A 16,125-nucleotide genomic window follows, 5' to 3' on the forward strand; every position below is an offset into this window, starting at 1 on the left:
GTCGCGAGACACTCGTTGGCCATCCTGCCCGCGCATGGGCCCATCTGAACCCTCCCATGAAAGCGCGCCCCATAGCGCGTCTTTCTGTAGCTAATGCAATGCTGATTAAGGTCCACGGTCACCGAGGCTGAAGCGTTACATGACGATGAAACAACAGACCCTTGCGATGGCAGTCGACCAAGAAGCGGGATTCGCTCAGCACCGCAAACCGACCCGGCGCGATACGTTCCTGCAAACGATGGAGTCCATCGTGCCTTGGGCGGCTCTATGCGAAGTCATCGAACCGCACTACCCCAAGGCGGGTAATGGCCGCCCGCCCATCGGACTGGAGCGCATGCTGCGCATCCACTTCCTGCAGCACTGGTTTAACCTGGCCGACCTGTCGTGCGAAGAAGCCCTGTACGACAGCGCCAGTCTGCGCCACTTCGTCGGCATCGACCTGGGGCGCGAGCCCGTGCCCGATGCCACCACCTTGCTCAAGTTCCGCCGCCTCTTGAACGAGCACAAACTGGGCGAGGCCTTGTTTGCCAAGGTCGGACAAGAACTGCAAGCCCGGGGTTTCAAAGTGAACACCGGCACCATCGTGGATGCCACCCTCATCAGTGCGCCCAGCTCCACCAAGAATGCAGACAAGGCACGTGACCCCGAGATGCACCAGACCCGTAAGGGCCAGCAATGGTACTTTGGCATGAAGCTGCACATCGGCGTGGACAGCCAAAGCGGGCTGGCACACAGCGCGGTAGTCACCGCTGCCAACACCCATGACAAACACCCCTTACCCGATCTGCTGCACGGCCAAGAGCGGCGCGTGTATGGCGACTCGGCTTACGCCAGCCAGAAGACCTTAATCCGAGGCCGAGCCCCCAAGGCCCAGGACTTCACCAACCAACGCAGCCGCCGTGGCGGCGTGGTCGATGAGGGGATTCGCAGCAAGAACCGCAATAAATCCAAGATACGTGCGCGGGTAGAGCATGTCTTTGGCGTGGTCAAGAAGCTATGGGGCTTCACCAAAGTGCGCTATCGGGATCTACAGAAGAATGCGACGCGGGCATTCACCGCCCTGGCGCTGGCCAACATCTACCTGGGGCGACGACGGCTGATGGCGCAGGTGCGCCTGTAAGGGCCCAAAGTGGGCCGAATGGCCCGAAACCCGAGCCCCAAGGGGCTGGGAAACAGCGTGGTTTGACTGGATTCCATGGATTCTCTGAACCCGAATACCAAAGTCGCGCTTTAACTTGCCTTATTCAGCATCGCCTTAGGTTGAAAGATGGGCAGATTTTCCGAAGTCTTGTCGTGAGGCGCGGTCGAATTTGCTAAGGTCAGGCCAACAGCCCGAGTTTCTTGGCAGACTCTGGCCTCACTGGCTGGGTGCATGGTGGGGCGGCCCCTGTTGAACGAAAAGGCTGCCAGGGTTAGCCGTTGCGTTCAAGCCCGGCTGGTGCGAATGGCGAAGAATCCGTGTGTATCGGAACCCACTCGGAGCACACCATGACCCATTTCGCCATTCGCATCCCACCCAAGGTACAAGCAGAGCTTGACGCCGCCGCATTGATGGAAGCGCAGGGGCACTTCTACACCGCCTTCCAGCATCTCCAGCGGGCGCATGTCCTGGGCCAGCCCGCCACGGGCGAACACGTCCGCGTCCATTGGCGCATGTTCCGGTTCGCGGTCCGCAATCGTTTGGTCGGCGAAGCCTTCGGCCAGGCTTGGCGTCTGGTCGCTGCCAGTATCTTCACCCCCCTCGGTCTGGTACCGCGAGGCAATACGGGCGGGGCCGATGTCAACGGCTTCAGGCGGATGCCGGTGCCCCAGGACCTGCAAGAGTTCATCCAGTCTGCGCGAGCCGGTACGCGCCAAGTGAACGGCTTCCGGCGAGCCTCTGCCACCCTCGCCATCGCCGGGCTGGCGGTTCTGGTCACACTGGGCCTGGGTGGCTGCAGCAGCCCGCCCAAAGACCTGGACCTCGCGCTGCAAAAGCAGTCTGCCGCTGGCATCTACCGGGTAGCCCTGACTCCACCCGCGCAAGCACCGGCCATCAACCAGATGCACAGCTGGAAGGTGAAGCTCGCGACGCTGGACGGTACCCCCGTGCGCGGCGCGAAGTTCGGCGTGGATGGTGGCATGCCGCAGCACGGACATGGCCTTCCGACGCAGCCGCGGGTCACCCGGGAACTGGAGGAGGGAACCTACCAGCTGGATGGCATGAAGTTCAGCATGACCGGCTGGTGGGAGGTAAAGCTGGACATCCAGGGCCCGCAGGGTTCGGACAAGGTGACTTTCAACACGGTCGTTGAGACACCGAAGGGCCAACCATGAGACGCGTCGCCTGCAGAGCCAGGACTTCTTGGCGCTTCAAGGTCGCGACGGCGCTGGCGGCGAGTCTTTTGACTGCGCTTGCTGCGCAGGCGCTGGACAAGGCGCCGCTACGCGATACGTGGTCAGCCCAGGACGTTGCAACCCTTGCCTCCATGCGGCTGAAGGAGGCAGGCCCGCGGCCCTCGGAACCCTCCAACGCCTACGAGCAGCGAACAGATGCTGCGACGCTAGGCCGGGCTCTGTTTAACGACACCCGCTTGAGCAAGAACGGCCAAGTCGCGTGCGCCAGCTGCCATTCTGCCGACAAGCAGTTCCAGGACGGCAAGCCGTTCGGGCAGGGAATTGGCACGGGTCAGCGCCGCACGATGCCGGTGATGGGCGCTGCGCACGCACCGTTCCTGTTCTGGGATGGGCGCAAAGACAGTCTCTGGTCGCAGGCGCTGGGGCCGATGGAGGACGCTGCGGAGCACGGCGGCAACCGCGTGCGCTTTGTGAAGCTGGTGCAAGCCCTCTACAAGGAGCAGTACCAATCCGTCTTTGGCCCCATGCCGGCCCTGGGCAAGCTCCCGGAAGATGCCTCGCCAGGCGGGACGCAAGCCGAGCGCGCAGCCTGGGCCGCCATGCTGGAGAGCAGCCAAGAGGCGGTCAACCGCGTGTTCGCGAACATGGGCAAAGCCATCGCGGCCTTCGAACGCAACATCGCATACGGTGCGTCGCGCTTCGACCAGTACGCGCAGGCCACGGTGGTCGGCGAAGGCCGCGGGCAGGAAGTCCTTTCACAGCAGGAAGTCCGTGGCTTGCGTCTGTTTCTAACCAAGGGCCAGTGCATCACCTGCCACAACGGGCCGCTGCTGACGGACCACGCATTCCACAACACCGGCGTGCCGCCCATCGACCGCGCCAAGCCGGACCGTGGGCGTGCGGAGGGCCTGAAGAAGCTGCTGCAGGACGAGTTCAACTGCCTCGGGCGCTACAGCGATGCGAAGCCCGAGCAATGCGGAGAGCTCCAGTTCCTGGCCACCAACGACCCCGGGCAGCTCGCGGCATTCCGGACGCCCAGCTTGCGCAACGTGGCGGAAAGGGCACCTTACATGCATGCGGGCCAGTTCTCGGGCCTGGAGCAGGTCCTGCAGCACTACGCAACCTCACCCAAGGCAGTGCTCGGCCAGAGCGAGCTGGCGCAGCCCGGTGAAAAACGCGCTGACCGACAGACTATCCGCCTGTCCACGGCCGAAATCCAGGACGTGTCTGCGTTCCTCGGCACCCTCACGGGCCCCATTATTCAGGCGAAGTGATGCTGCAGTTCCCGTGCACGCGCGCTGAGCGGGCCACTCATCTGCAAGACAGAGGGTGGCAGCCCGAACATCGTCCTGGCCGTCCTGGAGAGGTGCGCGGCATCGGCGAAGCCCGCTGCGTGCGCTGCGCCCGAGAGCGTTTCGCCTTTCATCAGGAGCGTCCACACGTGCAGAAGCCTGCGCCACAGCACGTACGTTCGCAGCGGCATGCCGGTCTCCTCCACAAACAGATGCCGGAACCGCTCGGGCGAGAGGTTCACTGTCTTAGCCACCTCAGGGAGAGACACCGGCTGGTCGACTCTCTGGCGCAGGTACTCGATGGCCGCGAGCACCCGCGGGTCCGAAGGCTCTCGGGTGGCGGTTTGCGAAATCTGGTGCAGGAGCTGCATGCACACCGCTTGCACCGCGTCGTAGCTCCTCTCGACCTGCCAAGCGCGGTCCAGGTTCTTGGCGGCCACTCCGACGGTGTTTGCATCGAGCAGTTCGAGTCGGCCCTGCAGTCGGGCGGACAGTGCCTTACCCATCGCCGTTTCGGGCTCGATGAAAAGCACGACGCTCATAGCGCAGTCGGTCACGTCAATGGTGTGGGTCGCTCTGGAGGGGACCAGCGCTGCGGCACAGGGCTGCCATGCACCGTGGCGGCCAAACTGAACGCGCAGCCCGTCGGGAGCGCCGAGGGCCAGCTGTATCGCGTAGTGCGAATGCGCAGCGATGCGGGCGCCGCTGCCACCCTCGCCGATAAAGCCGCAAACGCCCGTCCACGCGACAAAGTCACCTCGATAGCGGTTAGCGGCGGCCTTATCCATGCGCAGGGTCTATTAATACTTCCACCAGTTTACGCGCGCCACTGACAAGCCGACAACGGTCGTGCCCGTAGTGGTGCTTGGCGTGGGGGCACGAGCCCTTGAGATTGGCAGAACGCTCGCCTGGCCTCCCCAATGCCAAAAATGCGACTAAGACCAAAATCGCAATCGCTACCGCAGCGCCGATTTTGTTGCTAGGCTCGTCCCGGACCTTTCGCATCACCTGACCAACGTCCCCTAAGCCGCGGTGTTCAGTCACTCTTGACCCCAAAACCATTGGCCGCTTACGAGAAGGTCAAATTTCTGGAGCGGGCCGAGGCGGTGTGAGAACACTCAAACAGTCACGGCACCATTTTGGTCAGACATCGTAAGCCCGCTTTTCATTCTCGGGATCTCACAAAGCGAGCCAAGTGGGCCCAGTTTGGCTTGCAGGGGGACCAAGAATCACGTTTCTGATGGCATGTAAAAGCCCGTAAGGGCTACTGCCCAAGCTAGCGTCATCGCCGTCCTCATCTGCTCCATGCCCAGGACGCTGATCACCCGCTTGAAGTTATAAGGGAGAACATGCAGGCTCATTTCCGTGCCCACATGCTCAATGGTCCTCGTCAGTAAATGCGTCCAGCCCATCCAGTGCTTAAGCGCACCGAAAACATGCTCCACCGTGCTCCGGCGTAGTGTCATCGCATCCGGCTTGCGGTTCAGTCGCTGCTGTACGCGATCAAGGACATCTTCATGTTCCCATCTCTCGATGCGCCGGTAGTTCGATGTCGTGCACTGCGCCTTGAGCGGGCAGGTGGGGCAAGTACTGGTACAGACGGCGCGTAAGGTCAGACCGTTCTCCACCGTGCTGAACCGGCAAATGGCATGCTGCCCGGCCAGGCATTGGTAGGTATCGCCTTTGGCCCGATAGATGAAGTCTTTCATGCCGAAGCGTCTCTCCGCTTTGGCGTTGGATGTCATGGGCTTGGGCACAAATGCGGTGATGCCGTGGTCTTCGCTGGCCTCAAGTTCCGTGCAGCGGAAGTAGCCTCGGTCGGCAAAGGCCTTGAACTGTTTCTTTCCCATGGCTTCACGGGCGGCCAGCGCATCTTGTGCAGTTGCGCCCGGTCGTTGCCAACGTTGGTGACTTCATGCGCCACGATCAGGTGGTGCTGGGCATCCAGGGCGGTCTGTACGTTGCAGCCCACCAAGCCGGAACCTTTGGCTTGCGACACCATGGAGCGGGCGTCGGGATTGGTGAGGGAGATTTGCTCGTCAGGCACATCCTTCTGCTTACGCCTCACGTCATCGAGCTACTGCATCTGCTCGCGCAAGACTTTGATCTTCTCTTGTAACCGTTCCGTCTTGGCCTCGACCTCGGCGGGCCGGGTGTCCTCATGCAGCTTCCTTGCGATTTCACGGGAGCTAAACACACCCGTGGCGTAGGCGTAGACCAGGACTTTGACCCTCATGGCCGGATGCAGGAGCTGGTTGCGTGAACCACCGGCGGCGTAACGTTCGTGGAAGGCACTTAGACCCAAGATGTCTACGGTGTCGCGGATGAAGTTGGCTAGGTGGCCCTGCGGGAGACAGTCTTGCAGGACTGGCAGTAGCCGTTGCTGTTGCTAGGGGTGGTGGGGAACTTAGCTGGTGCTCAGCAGGCTTCGTGCCAGGGTTCATCCTTGAGGCGGGTTTATGCCGCCAAGGCTCCTACACCTATTTACTTGACCCTGTCCTGCCGCTTGAGCTCAGTGGTGGCTTCGGATGACCCGTCCACCGGTGCACTGTTGCGCATCTCGCTGGCCTGCATAGCAGCAACCATGATCTTGGATTCACTGATATCAGCCAGTACTAGGTGCTGCCCTGGCGCACCGGTGACATCGTTCGCAGCGCTGGCGATAAGCTGAATCCAGCATAGGTAGCCCTCCATGTTTTCAACTTGTAGCTCGCACGTTTGCGGCGTGCCACTGTCCAGCAACTGCTTTCGCAGGCGATAGTACGTATCCTGGTGCTCTTTGGCGACAAAGCGGCTGATGCGCTTTCCCACCAGAGCAGCGCGTGTTAGGCCCAGCAGCGCCGCTACGGCCAGGTTGGCTTCTACCACTAGCCCGCTTTCGCACACCGTGCAGTAGCCCACCGGGGCTGCATCGTACAGCTCAAAGTAGCGAGACCGCGCGGCTTCTAATAACCGCTTGCTGCGCAGTAGCTCGTCGCATTGCAATTCCAGCTCGATCTGATGCACCCGCAACTCCTGTGTGGTGCGCCACATGTCCGCTGATATCATGTTTTTGGCTGATAGGGTGTGAAGCACAGCTTTGTCGCGAGCAATGGCCTCAGCTTGAAGACGCAGGGTTTGGTCAGATTTCTTCTTTTCCATGACGAGCCTCATTGGTAGCATTGGGTTAAACATCAAATAGGCAGCGGCTCTTAGTATGCCTGGCTCCACACCTGCACTTGGTTTTTCCCCGCCCGCTTGGCGCTGTACATGGCCACATCGGCGTACTGGGTCAGGGTCTCGACGGTGTGGGCGTGCAGGGGGAACAGGGCCACGCCGATGCTGCCGGAGATGTACACGGGCCCCTGCGGCAAGTCAAACACCTCGCCCAGGCTGGCGACCAGCGCCTGGGCGACACGCACAGCGGCTTCGGGATCGGTGATCTCGGGCATTACCACTGCGAACTCGTCCCCCCCCATGCGGGCCACGGTATCGCTGTCACGGACACGCGCCTTCAGCCGCAGCGCCACCTGTTGCAGCAGGGCATCGCCCGCCGCGTGGCCCAGGCGGTCGTTCACCGATTTGAAGCCGTCCAGGTCCAGCCAGAGCATGGCGACACTACTTTCGCGCCGCCGAGCCAAGCTTATAGCCTGCGCGCAACGGTCCCAGAACAGGTTGCGGTTGGGCAGGCTGGCAGGGTATCGTGGTGGGCCAGGGTCCATAGGCGCTCGTCCTGCTGGTGGCGTGCAGTGGAATCGGCCAGCACCATGATGGCACCAGCTGGGCTGCTGTCGGCATAGCGCAGGTGGATCCAATAGGCGGCACACCACAGGTTGCTGGCGTCCAGGCGGAACTCCAGCCACTGCACCTGGTGGCTGTGGCGGTGGCAGGCCCAGGCCTGCTCTACCCGGCTGCGGTCCTCAGGGTGCACGAAGACGAGAAAGTGGCGGCCCTGTGCCTGCTCCGGCGTGCACGCGGTGAGGGCACCGCCATTCACGTTGAAGTAGCAGCAGCAGTCGGCGCTGTCCAGCTCCAGTACACCCACCGGGGCCGCCGCCAGCAGCACTCGCAACCGCTGCTCCTTGAGGGCCAGTTCGCTGTTGGTGTGGCGCAAATCCACGATATTCCGGGCCACATCGGCCAACAGCTCCTGGTTGTAATTTTTCAGCAGGGCCTTGGCCCGGTAGGCGTGGGTGATGTCGGTGGCCGTACCGCGGTAGCCAGTTTGTTCTTGCCCAATATTCGTCCGCGGCCGCAACAGAGGATAAGTTCACGATATCTCAGTCATCTCCAGCACAGGAAGACGAGTCGCTAAGGAAAATTTTAGCGACCCGATATGGCCAGCCCGTTAAAACTAAAGATTCAGGCTTCGGGAGCTCCTTTACTGACCAGTACGTAAGTGATGTCGAATTCCAATGGTCTTTCGACGCAAGAATGAAGCTCAAATACAAACACCCATTTATGCCCAGTGAACCGGTTACTGTTACCTACTATTCTTCCAGTATGGTGACCAAGGTGCAGACGGACGGCGATAGGGCCAATCAGGATGATGTGAAGAAGGACGCTGCAAAAGTTGGAGCTAAGCTTTGATTCGGTTTGCAGGTCCAGCACATGAGCAATGCCTACTTATTCATCTATGAACGTTGAGTATGGTCTGAACAACCCCAGTTCAAGCGTCGTAGCGGGCAACGATATTTCACACGGCCTCTAAACTTCCAAACGGCGCCCAATTGACGGCCATGCGCTGGTTCCCAGCTTTGAGCTCATACCGCATGAAAAGCCATGGACGCTCCCCATACCGCTCGGCCTTCTGGCGCGCTTTCACGATGTCGTCTACTCCGTAGCCCGAAGGACGCTGCTGGGCAGCGGCAAGCGCATCTCGGCATTTTTGGAGTTGCGTCCCATCGGGTGCAAACCATGTGACGGCCACTTCTTTCCCTGCAGCCAAGATAACCGGCACGCCCTCCCGCTCGAAGTTTTCGGCATTCTCAGCGTGGGCCGCCATCAACTCAGGCAGTTCAAGCCACAGTGCCATGGGAAGATGGCCGGCACGGACTGGGGTGGAATACGACAAGTACGCGGTCTGGCTTTGCAAGCCGATATCAGGGTGAACGCATACCTGGGGCACAGTCTCTGCCATGGTCGCCAATTGCGGCTCGTACTCGTCCGGCAGGTACACCACGATGGCATCTCGCCCCTCCGCTTTGGGAATGCAGGGAATGTCCAAAGGATTCGCATAGACCCGCACCGCCTGGGCTGGCGGATTGAGTGCCAGGTGACGCGTGGGATATACACGGCATAGATTCTCGCGCAGCGCGATTTGGATGTAGTGCAGCGCGTGCAATGTGTTGCGTTCGTAAAAGACAGGGGAAGAAGGATTGGACATAAAAAGCTCCGTTGGTTTAGAAATTCGTAGGCGGAGATGCCTACCCAACGAATAACAACCTTGTTTATTCCTTTTGCCCTTTTCTGCCACTTTTCCCTTTTTTTTCTGTTCTGCCACTTTCTGCCGCATCTTTATATTTGTGCTCGCTGGCTCAGCAGCGATCTGATACGCGGCAGATTGCTAGATGACGCTATTGGCACCGGCGGTGGAGCCATGTGGCATCCTTTCTTTCGGGACCCGCCCATCTGTTCGCTTACCGGTGAACGCCAGACACAGGACACGACCCTGGCTGCGGGATGTTCGACGGGAGACCGACAGTGCGCTGCCGCCCTCCGCAGCCATTCAATCGAAGCCTCAGGCCATCGCCAGACGGCCACAGTCGGCCGACGGATAGGTAAACGGCTCCAGCATGTGCAAGCCAAGGCAGCGGTGGGCCAGTCCGTAATATTTGCGTCGCTTGTCCAGCCGCAGTACCTTCCCAGTGGCCGGGTCGGTCACGGTGAAATCGATACCGTCCAGCCACCAATGGAATACGTGGGTGTTAAATGCGCCCAAAACACAGTTCGCTATCGCGTTTTCTGGCAAGTCGGCAGGAACGGTAATGGCCCACACCCCCAGCACGGAACTATTCTCATGCTCCATGTATTCCAACTGCGTTAGTCCAGGAGTTCCGACCTGAAGATGCACCGTGCGGACCGTGGGGTCGAACTGGCCCGGGTGCTCTCTCACCCCCTCCCCTCCCGTCATATCCGCCGGGTCTTCCATCACGAATCCCGGCGCGCAGCCCCGGAAGCGCTTCACCATGGTGACGTCTTTACAGCGACCGGCCAGCGCGTCCCAATCTGTTCGGCGGTCCCGCTCCAGAACTTGACCGGTTTTCAGGTCCACTGCGCAGATGCGGAATCGGCAAAGCTTGCGGGGGTCGAATCGCATATGAAAACCGTCGATGGCACAGTTGACTGCGCGCTTGCCGCGGAGGTCTCCCGGTACGGTGACCGCATAGATACCAGCCAGGTCACAGTACGGCGGTTCCAGCCGCTCCGGTCCCGGCTCATAGATGCGCGTTACGTACAGATGCACGATACGGTTGGGAGGGTCGATGGGGCCGGATACCCGGGTATTTGGGAGGGTGGAGGATGTAGAGGTCATGAAGTAAGTCCTGTAAGTGTGAAACGATGGGTTGGCATGTCTGCCCCCACTACAGGTAGCCATCGTTTTTATTCCCTTTGTCTTTCTTTTGCCTCCATCGCCCCTTTCTTCAATTCGTTCTGCATCTTTAGATTGGGGGCCACCAACCCAGCAGTGGTTGCATGGGTTGCAGCTCCGTAGATCGTGGTATTTCTGCCAGCGGTGAGACCGTGTTACCTCTTCTCTTACGGGATCCATTCCCTTGTGCGCCGATGTGCAAGCACAGAACTCTGCACTTGCCGCTTGAAGTGTGACGCTAGACCTGCGCTGGCCACGCGATAGAAAACTCAGACCGGTGCGTCGGTGTCGCCGTCGGACGACGGGGATTCGAATGCCATCTCGAGCTGCTCCGGCATGGCCGGTGCGTTGCCGTCAAAGTCGGCCGACGGACATACAAATGGCTCCAGCATGTACAGCCCAAGACAGCGGTGGGCCAGTTCGTAAAATTCAAGCCGCTCGTCCAGCAGCAGTACATTCCCAGTGGCAGGGTCGTACACAGTGAAATCGACATCCTGTAGCCACCGCAGAGATATATGGGAGTTAAATGCGCCCACAGCGCAGTTCGCTATCGCGTCCTCTGGCAAGTCAGCAGGAACCGTGATAGCCCAGACCCCCAGGACGGAACCGTCTTCATACTCCATGCATTCCGACTGTGTTAGCCCAGGAGCCTCGACCCGAAGATGCACCGTGCGGACCGCGGGGTCGAACGGGTGCGGGTGCTCTCCCGCACCCTCTCCGCCTGAGCCATCGGTTATCCCTACCAGGTCTTCCATCATGAATCCGGGCGCGCATTTCCGGAAATGCCTCAACTTCGTGATGTCTTTGCAGCTTTCGGCCAGCTCGCGTCGAGGCGTCATGTCGCCGAACTCAAGTTTTAGACCAGTTTTCGGGTCCCCCATGGAGACGACGTGTCCGAGAAAGCATCCCGAGCCGAATCGCGCATCGAATCCTTGCACCACACAATAGCAAAGGTGTGCGTCGCAAACATCTGCTGAGATGGTTACTGCGTAGATGCCATCCAGTGGGCGGTTCTGCGGCATGAGCTGCTCAAGTTCCGGGTCATACATGCGCATGGCATAGACATGCACGATACGGTCAGGTGCGCAGGCGGCACTGGGTGCCTCGACTGCGTGGGAGGATGGTTCACCGGTTTGGAGAACGAGAGAAGTTTCAGTCATAGATAGCCTTCGGTTGTTGACGTTGCGTGGCGTTGTCTGCCCACCTATCCAATAGCCATGGTTTTTAAATTCCCCACGCATTTCTTGGACTTCGACCGGCCTTCTCCAACCAGATCCATCGCGACGGCAATCAGCACATCCATCCGCCCACGCAAAAAGAAAGGCCCACCGTGGAGGTGGGCCTTCAAATCATTGCAAAGTACAACTGCCGGGTGCAACACGCGCTCGGCTAAAAGCGATATTCCCGGCACTAAAAAACGCCTTCAAAAAGGTCGGCACACCTGGAAATGTACTGTCCAGTGGAATCACCACCAAGCTCTCACCGTCCCTGATACCTACCAAAGGGGACACCAAGCCGACATGTACCCTGGCATCGTCCATGCTCTCGGCTTCCACAATCAAGACCAGCCGCATGGACTCGGGGTCACAAGCTCCATACATTGCCTGTTCACAAAGAAACGGTTGGCTTGGCGGCCCACCCTCTACGCGCACAGGTCCTCCGTTGTCTGCATCACCTCTTCCACTGCGTCCGCGACGGCATCTGGAATCAGCATCGACACGCTGACGTGGTGTACCGCCCGGCCAGCGGTGAGGCTGGGAATGGTTGCCGGCTTCCCCATCTCCAGCATGACGAGGGGGATTTCTTCCAACAGGGCCTCGGACGCGTTGTCGACTGGCTCGGCCGCCATCGCCAGCAGCGGCAGGTACATATGCGGTTTGAGCGGGCTGCCGGCCAACACCGCCTGCTCGGTTCCATCATTCCCAAGCAGGAAAACCACCGATGTCTCCGCCATCGCCTCGAGGAACTGGCGCACGCGGGGGTCGGACAGGTGCAGCACGATGCGGCTTTGGAAGTGCGCAATCTGGTGGGTCAGCACACCGTAGGTCATACCGCTCGAGCTCCGGAATCCGGTCAACCGCACGGGGAAATGGGTCAACTCCGAGGTTCCCAGCAGCGCAAACATCTCGGGACACACATCACCGCTGAGAGTCCAGTTCCCCCGGGTCGCGTCACGCACCTGCGGAGGTTGATTCACTGTAGCGGATGCCACCTCGTCCGGACACATCAAACGCGAGAAATAGAACGCACGAGACTCGGCAGGCAAAGGGATATCACTGTATTCCGGCAGGAATGAAGACTTATTCATAAAAGGTTCCTAGGGCACGACGGACTGTCGTACTACGTATAGCAACCACGATTTCGCGCGGAGGGGCCTGCCTTTGGCAAGGTATCCGCACCAGGGCGCCACGCCAGGCGGAAAGCTTTGATCTCCGTAGATCCAGGTTTCAACACCGGCCGCACGGACACCCTTGGAAGCCGAAGAAACCCACGCCATTGCTCGGCCCAGTTTCTAGAAACGCCCGGCCTGATGGCACCGAACATTCGCCCCTGGGTGCACTAGCCGACCTACCTGAGGCATCCCGCCGAATGCCACGGAGGCACAGCTGCTGCGTACCTGGGGTACGGTTACCCCCGAAGGCACAGCTAAGCGAGTCCAGTTGCTCGCGTAAATGGGGGCGGCAAGGCGGTGCAAAACCGCCGCCGTCTGTGCGCATGCCGCCATCGATGAAAGGAGTGCCGCGCCCGCGGCCACTCAGCCAGTGGCCCGGGGTCCCCGGTTTTTGCGACGAACACCTGCTACGCAAAAAGAGGGGTAGGACACGAAGAACGGCATGCCGAAAGAACAGCTGGGCAAGTCGTCCAGAAAACACATTCCCCCTAGAGAGAAGGTCTTCCGGGACGGCGGCGGTTTTGCACCGGCGCAGCCGGCCGGAGATACAGCCGCATTGGGGGACTTCGCGACGCAAACCGGACTGACGCACGGACCCCTCCGTGCGAGGCTACAGCAGGGGATAAAACACTTGCCCCCTGCCCTGCTGCAGCCGTGCTGGCCATCTTCGGGAGAACCTCGGTGGCCTTGTGGGCACGTGGTGTGCTGGCTTTTTAGCCTTGGTGGTATGGGTTTTCTGCGCTCGCTATACGGTTCAATGCGCCCCATTCGACCCTTGAAAGACACCGAACGGGGCGCGGCCCGACCACCCCTACTGAGAAGCGAATGGACATGCCCACACACACGAGAGAACCCACTCCCCTGCCACAGGAGACAGAAACATGGCCCACAGGGACACCCATAGCCGTCCCCGGTGGCACGCCACCCCATGCCACGCAACCAGATACGTCAGTCCACTCGGGCGGCCACCCTGATGTGAGTGCATCCAAACCGACAACGTCCACCGCCTCACCGCTAAAACCCAGCACCACCCGACGCAAAGTCAGCCGTGGCCTGGCTGCGCAAATTTCAACGTTGAAACTGAAACAGGGAATTTGCCTGCGAACACTACTGACAGCCCATAGATTCCGGGTGATCCGCACCATCGACGTGGCGGTGTGCTGCTTTGCGGAACGTCCCTACAAAGCCGCACTGACAGCGGCACAGCGGGCCATGCGGGGCATGGTGAAAGCGGAATTGCTGCGGCGCTACCGCACCGACCGCTTCCAAACCGTGTACGGCCTGACGCAAAAAGGGGTGGATTGGCTAGAAGACGCGGGCTACGAGGCTTCGTCGTCGGTGCGACGCGTCAGCGATATGACGAATCCCGAACACCGGCTGTGGGCCCAATTTTGGACACTTGCCTGCGAAGCGCGTGGGCTGTCCGCGATGACAGAGCAAGAACTTCTGCAGAGCCTGAACAAGGAAACACAGCTTGGCCAGCCCCTGGTGCAAGGTCTTGTCACCGTCACGACGATGCGGGGCCAGAAGACGAACACCGTGCAGTTGCGACCGGATGCGGTCGCAACCGAGCCAGATGGCACGACCTGGCTGGAAGTCGACCGGAGCAAACGTGGCTCGGACCGTGAAGCCTCCTTGGGCGCGCTCTGCCTTTCTGTAGGTCGACCTTTAAAAGACGGCAGCACGTTACGCAGGGTTGTCATCCTCTGCAAGTCAGAACGCATCTACAAGCGCGCGATTGCCGTCGTGACCGAATTGGCGAAGGCACACAACGGTGAACTCCTGGTATCTGGCCGACGACACTTCCGGCCGGTGGAACCCGGGACCTACGCTGTGTGGACGGGGCTGGAATCCCAACTGAAAGATGGCCGCACCAGGCCAGTCGACACCTTGGTGGGCCATGTCCTGGTGCAGATGCTGCCGATTTGGCTGCCGAAGGTACGCATTGACACAAGCAACACGCATAGCTTGGCGGGCTGGTTTGATGAGAACTACCTGCCCTATCGCAGACCGGACACAATGTCAGCCTGGGGCACCGTAGCGTCGCCCCTCTTGTCCATGCGCGCTACCGGCAGCCTGTTGGACACCTAGCGGGCGTTCCAAAGCGGCGGAGAAAGGCGTGGTCCCGGTATTTAGACCACGGGCTCGGCGGCTGGCACGACTTTCAGATCGTCTGGAGTCTTTCCAGCTTCTATAGCCGCCTTGTACCAGCCAGGTCGCTTTCCGTGTCCGCTCCAGCTATTGCCAGCACCGTCCTGGAATTTGATGACGGGTGCGGTGCGTTCCTTCTTCTTAGCCGGAACCTTGACTGCCTTCACAGGAACCGCTTTCGCTTTTCCTTTGGATTTAGCTTGGGGAGCGGCCGCAGCCTTGGATTCAAACAGGTCCGCAACGGTCAAACCATAAAATGCAATGGCGGTCTTGATACGCTCGATAACACCCGGCATATCCTTTTGCTTGAGGACTTCTGCCTCCTTTTGCAACTTCGCAATTTGCTGCTGTATGACCGCGAGACTTCTTGCCATTCGATTTCCTTGAAATAATTCACGATTGTTAAAGTCCAAAGGACTTGTCTGTGCATACGCGCCCTAGAGAGCGGATGTCTGAGAAGTTTACCGCGCACGCTTAGCCTCTAGATTCTGTCAGTGTATTTAAGCGCAACAGCATGGGACGGACAATGCATCCACCCAGATGGGAGTAACAAATACCGGCGCTAGATCAGACGCGTGCTGAAGCCCCGTGCCGAGTTCGCCACACCACCTCTGGACTTGTTGAGAGAGGTTTTCCGAATGTGCGCAAGTGATGGTGTTGGCAGAAGAGCACAGTTAGGGGATGGACTCGCTAGGGCATCCGCATCAGTAAGCACGGGCTCTCGGAAGCAACAACCCGCCAAACCGCTTGTATGCGCCCTCTTCCGTATGGGCTACGCGCCAGACCACCTCGCCAAACATCTTTTGCGTCTGCGAGTTCCCCTTGGGTAACAACGGAACCGTCGCCAAATACAAATCGTCCATCGTTTCCAACTGAAAGTAAACAACGGCTACTTTTCCAGGATAGGCCGCAACGCGGCCGTATTGCTCCAGTATGCGCAAGGCGGCATCTCTGTCCATCGACGGGAGGGTGACCACCTGCATTTGGCTGATGACGTAGTCCTGCTCTTTTTGGCGGATTTTGGCGCGAACCAAGGCAACCGAGGCATCTATCGTTTGTTGTGCACCGTTTTCGCAATGGAACAAATTGGAGATAGTGTCACCTCGCTTCCCGGTGATGAAGTGAATCGATATCTTGTGACCGTTGCCGGCTATGTATTCAGCAGACGTCAGAAAACGCGCCACCGCTTCGCGGTACTGCTCAGGAAGGGTAGCTACTGCATACCTTACCGCGTTGAGCCGGTCCTCCTCTGCGAGCGCTTTCAGATAGTCTGTTTTACGAAATTGCATCTTTGCCATAGTCTGACCGTCTTGTCTAAAAATTGGATAACCCGTAGGACGCATTCCGTACGGGTGAAGTAATGGCATCCCACCGGCCGCCGC

At 59.7% G+C, this 16,125-nt stretch carries 15 protein-coding genes and 1 pseudogene; 4 read left to right on the plus strand and 12 right to left on the minus strand.

Annotation, left to right across the window (positions count from 1 at the left end):
• Positions 1-145 precede the first annotated feature (145 nt).
• From AC097O_RS01225 to AC097O_RS01235, 3 genes are all read left to right on the plus strand, one after another.
• Entirely contained in the window at positions 146-1,120 is a 975-nt protein-coding gene (locus AC097O_RS01225; RefSeq protein ID WP_479591462.1) for an IS5 family transposase, read from the plus strand.
• 368 nt (positions 1,121-1,488) lie between these two features.
• The gene (locus tag AC097O_RS01230) at positions 1,489-2,316 is read left to right on the plus strand and encodes a DUF3703 domain-containing protein (RefSeq protein WP_479591029.1); all 828 of its coding nucleotides are present in this window, start codon (positions 1,489-1,491) and stop codon (positions 2,314-2,316) included.
• Positions 2,313-3,611: a cytochrome-c peroxidase gene (locus AC097O_RS01235; protein ID WP_479591031.1), complete on the plus strand. Its 1,299-nt coding sequence runs from the start codon at positions 2,313-2,315 to the stop codon at positions 3,609-3,611. The genes AC097O_RS01230 and AC097O_RS01235 overlap by 4 nt, the downstream gene beginning before the upstream one ends.
• On the opposite strand, the gene AC097O_RS01240 is transcribed toward AC097O_RS01235, so the two are convergent.
• The 10 genes and pseudogenes from AC097O_RS01240 to AC097O_RS01285 all read right to left on the minus strand — a co-directional run bounded on the left by AC097O_RS01240 (position 3,599) and on the right by AC097O_RS01285 (position 12,508).
• On the minus strand, positions 3,599-4,417 hold the full coding sequence (locus AC097O_RS01240; RefSeq protein ID WP_479591033.1) for a helix-turn-helix domain-containing protein: 819 nt from the start codon (positions 4,415-4,417) through the stop codon (positions 3,599-3,601). The genes AC097O_RS01235 and AC097O_RS01240 overlap by 13 nt on opposite strands.
• A 441-nt stretch (positions 4,418-4,858) precedes the next feature.
• Positions 4,859-5,479, minus strand: coding sequence for a transposase (locus AC097O_RS01245; protein WP_479591035.1), 621 nt, complete (start codon positions 5,477-5,479; stop codon positions 4,859-4,861).
• A 305-nt stretch (positions 5,480-5,784) separates the two neighbouring features.
• Positions 5,785-6,003 (minus strand): annotated as a pseudogene (locus tag AC097O_RS01250) (transposase); the annotation flags it as partial.
• Positions 6,004-6,113: 110 nt separating this feature from the next.
• The gene (locus tag AC097O_RS01255) at positions 6,114-6,770 is read right to left on the minus strand and encodes a PAS domain S-box protein (protein WP_479591037.1); all 657 of its coding nucleotides are present in this window, start codon (positions 6,768-6,770) and stop codon (positions 6,114-6,116) included.
• A 50-nt stretch (positions 6,771-6,820) separates the two neighbouring features.
• On the minus strand, positions 6,821-7,330 hold the full coding sequence (locus AC097O_RS01260; RefSeq protein ID WP_479591039.1) for a diguanylate cyclase domain-containing protein: 510 nt from the start codon (positions 7,328-7,330) through the stop codon (positions 6,821-6,823).
• Positions 7,252-7,866, minus strand: a complete 615-nt coding sequence (locus AC097O_RS01265; protein ID WP_479591041.1) for a PAS domain-containing protein — start codon at positions 7,864-7,866, stop codon at positions 7,252-7,254. Before AC097O_RS01265 ends, AC097O_RS01260 begins: the two co-directional genes overlap by 79 nt.
• A gap of 438 nt (positions 7,867-8,304) precedes the next feature.
• Positions 8,305-8,994: a hypothetical protein gene (locus AC097O_RS01270; RefSeq protein WP_479591043.1), complete on the minus strand. Its 690-nt coding sequence runs from the start codon at positions 8,992-8,994 to the stop codon at positions 8,305-8,307.
• A gap of 354 nt (positions 8,995-9,348) precedes the next feature.
• Positions 9,349-10,143: a hypothetical protein gene (locus tag AC097O_RS01275; protein ID WP_479591046.1), complete on the minus strand. Its 795-nt coding sequence runs from the start codon at positions 10,141-10,143 to the stop codon at positions 9,349-9,351.
• A 326-nt stretch (positions 10,144-10,469) separates the two neighbouring features.
• The gene (locus AC097O_RS01280; RefSeq protein WP_479591049.1) at positions 10,470-11,360 is read right to left on the minus strand and encodes a hypothetical protein; all 891 of its coding nucleotides are present in this window, start codon (positions 11,358-11,360) and stop codon (positions 10,470-10,472) included.
• A gap of 482 nt (positions 11,361-11,842) precedes the next feature.
• Positions 11,843-12,508, minus strand: coding sequence for a hypothetical protein (locus AC097O_RS01285; RefSeq protein WP_479591051.1), 666 nt, complete (start codon positions 12,506-12,508; stop codon positions 11,843-11,845).
• Positions 12,509-13,723: 1,215 nt separating this feature from the next.
• On the opposite strand from AC097O_RS01285, the gene AC097O_RS01290 reads away from it, so the two are divergent.
• A complete protein-coding gene (locus tag AC097O_RS01290) occupies positions 13,724-14,683 on the plus strand; it encodes a DNA-binding protein (protein WP_479591053.1) in 960 nt (319 codons plus the stop codon).
• 41 nt (positions 14,684-14,724) lie between these two features.
• Here AC097O_RS01290 and AC097O_RS01295 read toward each other — a convergent pair whose 3' ends face one another.
• Both AC097O_RS01295 and AC097O_RS01300 read right to left on the minus strand, forming a co-directional pair.
• Positions 14,725-15,117, minus strand: coding sequence for an H-NS histone family protein (locus AC097O_RS01295; RefSeq protein WP_479591056.1), 393 nt, complete (start codon positions 15,115-15,117; stop codon positions 14,725-14,727).
• Positions 15,118-15,447: 330 nt separating this feature from the next.
• Entirely contained in the window at positions 15,448-16,041 is a 594-nt protein-coding gene (locus AC097O_RS01300) for a hypothetical protein (RefSeq protein WP_479591060.1), read from the minus strand.
• Positions 16,042-16,125: the final 84 nt, after the last annotated feature.

This window comes from Rhodoferax sp. LS1P39 (assembly GCF_056521425.1).

Coding starts and splice junctions, on each gene's coding strand:
- AC097O_RS01300 (WP_479591060.1), bottom strand. CDS start 16,041: ATGGCAAAGATGCAATTTCGTAAAACAGACTATCTGAAAGCGCTCGCA.
- AC097O_RS01270 (WP_479591043.1), bottom strand. CDS start 8,994: ATGTCCAATCCTTCTTCCCCTGTCTTTTACGAACGCAACACATTGCAC.
- AC097O_RS01295 (WP_479591056.1), bottom strand. CDS start 15,117: ATGGCAAGAAGTCTCGCGGTCATACAGCAGCAAATTGCGAAGTTGCAA.
- AC097O_RS01245 (WP_479591035.1), bottom strand. CDS start 5,479: ATGGGAAAGAAACAGTTCAAGGCCTTTGCCGACCGAGGCTACTTCCGC.
- AC097O_RS01240 (WP_479591033.1), bottom strand. CDS start 4,417: ATGGATAAGGCCGCCGCTAACCGCTATCGAGGTGACTTTGTCGCGTGG.
- AC097O_RS01285 (WP_479591051.1), bottom strand. CDS start 12,508: ATGAATAAGTCTTCATTCCTGCCGGAATACAGTGATATCCCTTTGCCT.
- AC097O_RS01255 (WP_479591037.1), bottom strand. CDS start 6,770: ATGGAAAAGAAGAAATCTGACCAAACCCTGCGTCTTCAAGCTGAGGCC.
- AC097O_RS01235 (WP_479591031.1), top strand. CDS start 2,313: ATGAGACGCGTCGCCTGCAGAGCCAGGACTTCTTGGCGCTTCAAGGTC.
- AC097O_RS01280 (WP_479591049.1), bottom strand. CDS start 11,360: ATGACTGAAACTTCTCTCGTTCTCCAAACCGGTGAACCATCCTCCCAC.
- AC097O_RS01225 (WP_479591462.1), top strand. CDS start 146: ATGAAACAACAGACCCTTGCGATGGCAGTCGACCAAGAAGCGGGATTC.
- AC097O_RS01230 (WP_479591029.1), top strand. CDS start 1,489: ATGACCCATTTCGCCATTCGCATCCCACCCAAGGTACAAGCAGAGCTT.
- AC097O_RS01260 (WP_479591039.1), bottom strand. CDS start 7,330: ATGGACCCTGGCCCACCACGATACCCTGCCAGCCTGCCCAACCGCAAC.
- AC097O_RS01275 (WP_479591046.1), bottom strand. CDS start 10,143: ATGACCTCTACATCCTCCACCCTCCCAAATACCCGGGTATCCGGCCCC.